This window comes from Candidatus Arsenophonus triatominarum (assembly GCF_001640365.1).
In the GTDB taxonomy this organism is placed as follows: domain Bacteria; phylum Pseudomonadota; class Gammaproteobacteria; order Enterobacterales; family Enterobacteriaceae; genus Arsenophonus; species Arsenophonus triatominarum.
This window is the reverse complement of record NZ_LWMI01000094.1, coordinates 1-3,674: the sequence shown is the minus strand read 5'-3', so window position 1 is coordinate 3,674 and position 3,674 is coordinate 1. Positions and strand designations below refer to the sequence as shown.

Annotated in this window: 2 protein-coding genes and 1 pseudogene; all 3 read left to right on the top strand. The window is 47.7% G+C overall.

Annotated elements, in window-relative coordinates; translation table 11 throughout:
• A pseudogene (locus AYJ55_RS30305) lies at positions 1 to 1,212 on the top strand (terminase large subunit); the annotation flags it as partial.
• The gene (locus AYJ55_RS24290) at positions 1,212 to 2,627 is read left to right on the top strand and encodes a phage portal protein (RefSeq protein ID WP_063657820.1); all 1,416 of its coding nucleotides are present in this window, start codon (positions 1,212 to 1,214) and stop codon (positions 2,625 to 2,627) included. The pseudogene AYJ55_RS30305 and the gene AYJ55_RS24290, both read left to right, overlap by 1 nt.
• Complete coding sequence (locus AYJ55_RS24285) at positions 2,593 to 3,381, top strand: phage head morphogenesis protein (RefSeq protein WP_245677217.1); 789 nt, start codon at positions 2,593 to 2,595, stop codon at positions 3,379 to 3,381. Before AYJ55_RS24290 ends, AYJ55_RS24285 begins: the two co-directional genes overlap by 35 nt.
• Positions 3,382 to 3,674 lie beyond the last annotated feature (293 nt).

Sequence of the window (3,674 nt, the reverse complement as noted above, 5' to 3'; positions counted from 1 at the left end):
AAGAGTATGTTGACAGCACCGGTGACCCGAAAGCGTTGTTCTGGAAAGCCGTAAGTTTATTGAAACTTTACCGCAAGAGTTTCGGGGAGGCTGGGTAGCGAAAAAACACGCGCCTTATATGCGGGTCAATTTTCCAAACACCGGCGCCATTATCAAGGGTGAAGCGGGGGACAATATTGGACGGGGTGACCGGACGACACTCTATTTCGTCGACGAAGCCGCCTTTTTGCCTCGTCCGCTATTGATTGATGCTGCCCTATCGCAAACTACCCGCTGCCGCATTGACTTAAGTTCGGTTAATGGGATGGACAATCCTTTTGCCCAAAAACGCCACAGTGGACGTATTCCGGTGTTTACCTTTCACTGGCGCAATGACCCCCGTAAAGATGAACAATGGTACGAAAAGAGTGCCTGAAAATCGATAATCCGGTCATTGTGGCGCAGGAACTGGATTTGAACTATCAGGCGTCTGTTGAAGGTATCTTAATTCCCGCCGAATGGGTACAGGCGGCCATTGATGCCCATATCAAACTGGGGTTTTTGACAACGGGGGCTAAACGACTCGGTTTTGACGTTGCAGATGAGGGCGATGACAGCAACGCCCTCACGTTTGTACACGGATCGGTTGTCACGGATTGCCAGCAGTGGAGTAAAGGCGACGTGATCAGCTCAGCAAACCGAGTCAAAAACTATGCTGAGGAAGTCCATGCCGATGAAATCATCTATGACTCCATCGGGGTAGGGGCAGGGGTGAAAGCGCATCTACGACGGACATGTCATATCACCGCAACCGGATTCAACGCGGGTGGGGCTGTCTTTAAACCTGACGCAAAATATGTGGCGGGAAAAACCAATAAAGATATGTTCGCGAATATTAAGGCGCAAGCCTGGTGGGGCGTCCGAGACCGTTTTTTTAATACCTGGCGGTGTATCATGCATTTGGAAAAATATCCGGATGACAAACGTTTCATCAATCAATTTACCGATGGCCTGTTAATCAGTCTCAGTTCAGGCATAAAAGAACTTGACGTACTGAAAGCTGAATTATCCCGTCCTCGGGTGGATTACGACAACAATGGACGGGTGAAAGTCGAGAGCAAAAAAGACATGAAAAAACGGGGCATCGCTTCACCCAACATGGCCGATTCATTAATTATGGCTTTTTCCCCCGTTCCTAAACCGTTTCACATTCCCGACGAGGCATTTTTCTAATGAACAAAAGAAACAGGAAAAAGGACGTTAAGCCTGAAAGGAAAAAGCTATTTTCCATCTCTGATATCGATATGTATCCGGTCAGTGAGCAGCCAGTCTACGAATTCAAACCCTATGCCCCTCCCGCAGGCGTGATACCCGAAGCAAAGAGAGCGGACGCGCTGGCGAATGATGCCACCCCGTATGAAACCCTGAATGCATTCGGGAGTGATTGTTTGTATGGTGGGTTTCAGGGATACCCGATGTTGGCCATGAAAGCGCAGCAATCCGAGTACGCCAATGTTGCCGCGATTTTTGCTGACGAGGTTACGCGCAATTGGTTAACCGTAAAATCCTCATCCGATGATGAGGACCTCGTTAATGAGGTGGAAGGGGTAATCGTGAAATATCGCCTTCAGGATATGATCCATCAGGCCGTTTTGCATGATTGTCTGTTCGGCATAGCGCATATCTATATTGACATGGGCGCCGATGAGAATGAAATGCGCAATCCGCTCTTTAAAGACAGAGCAAAAGTGGGCGATAAATTTCGCGGTTTTCGTATTATTGAGCCTATTTGGATGTATCCGGCGATGTATAACACGCTCAGACCGTGGGAGCCGGATTTTTATCAGCCTTCATCGTGGTTTGTTATGGGGCAGACCATCCACGCCTCCCGATTTATTGACCTAGTGACGCGTCCGGTATCACAGATACTGAAACCTGCCTATAACTTTGGGGGCTTATCACTGATCCAGCTAATGGAGCCTTATGTCAAGGCGTGGGAAACTATCCGCGATGAGATACCCAAAATTGTCAAGGCTTTTACGCTGGCGGGTCTAAAAACTGATATGGAAAAACGGATGGAAAATCCAGGCGAATTCAAACGCCGCATCGATATCATGACCAACTACCGAAACAATCGCGGGGTACTGGCGCTAGATACGGAGGAAGAGTTTTTTCAGATCAATACACCGATGACGGATCTTGAGAAAATCGCCTCAAACTATCAGGAACAACTGTGTATTCCCTCACGGATGCCGGTGATTAAGCTGCTTGGCAATGCGCCCGCGGGACTGAATGCAAACGGGCAGGGTGAAATCGATGTCTGGCACGAAACCATCTCCGGTATTCAGGAACGCAATATTCGCCCCATGATACAGCAAATGCTGGATTACCTGTTTATAGCGGAATTTGGGCAGCTATTACCCGAAATTACGTTCACCTTTAACCCACTCGATGAGCTAACCGAGAAGGAAATGTCGGAGATAAATCTCAATAACGCTTCAATGCTGGCTAATTTAGCAACGAGTTCATGTATTTCGACGATGGATGTCGCTCAATGGCTTATCAATAATCCGAAGAGTGGTTTTGCTTTCATGAACGGGCAGGAAAACGAAGATGAAACAGACGAAAAAGAAGGAGAAAACACTTAAACCTTCACTCCCCAATGCAGGGATACAGCTTTGGTATCAGCGTGAATTACGTCGCCAGATTACCAGGATGCATAAAAACGTCACCGCCAAAATTTTAACTTCCTTTTCAAAAAATTCTCTTGCTTACGACGCCAGCCCCGCCTCAATGATAAGGAATACGCTCCGCGCGCTTTCTGCCCGCTGGGTAAAGAAATTCACTGCCTTATCCGACGATCTGGCAAAAACCTTCGTTAACCGAGCAGCCGGTAATGTGGATGTGCCCCTTAAAAAGCAGCTGGTCGATAAGGGGTTTGCGATTGATTTCAAAATGACGCGCGACATGCACAATGCGGTGACAGCGATTGTGGCGGAGAACGTGTCATTAATTAAATCCATCCCCCAACGCTATTTCACTAACGTTGAATCCGTGGTTCTCCAGTCTGTTTCGCGGGGAGGTGATTTAGCTCAGCTTAAAAAAACATTGGGACAACAGTTTGGCGTAACTGCCAGAAGGGCGGAATTGATTGCCCGTGACCAGAACCGAAAAGCGAATTCTGCCTTGGCGGCAGTGAGACAGCATGCGCTGGGGATAACTGAGGGGATTTGGCGACATACCGGCGCAGGGCAACACCCAAGGCCTGATCATGTAAAAGCCACGGGCAAGAAATTTTCGCTCCGTAAAGGCTGCCTGATTAGCGGTGAATACATCCTGCCAGGTGAAAAAATCAATTGTGGGTGTATTTGGGAACCGGTTTTACCCACTTTCGAGGATTGACAACGTGCAAGTGACAAAAGACGGTCTCGCGATGGATGCCAAATCTGCGCGGGAAGTGAACAAATTCGGCAATTTTTGGGCGATAGAGTCATCGATAGAATGATGATGAGCAATGGGCTTTGGTTAAATTTCAATTGGTCAAGCTACCGCCGTAAAATTCAATAACGAAAAAAAGTTTTAAATCACTGAGTTTCACTACTCAAATCAATCAATTCAAAGCAATGGAACCCTCAACAACGAGGTATATGCGCATGTCTGAAAAATACTCAACACCTGCCGCCTATCTGTGGGGC

What these genes read in the sequence shown, in the direction of transcription:
- AYJ55_RS24290 (WP_063657820.1), top strand. Translation starts at nt 1,212, where the DNA reads ATGAACAAAAGAAACAGGAAAAAGGACGTTAAGCCTGAAAGGAAAAAG.
- AYJ55_RS24285 (WP_245677217.1), top strand. Translation starts at nt 2,593, where the DNA reads ATGAAACAGACGAAAAAGAAGGAGAAAACACTTAAACCTTCACTCCCC.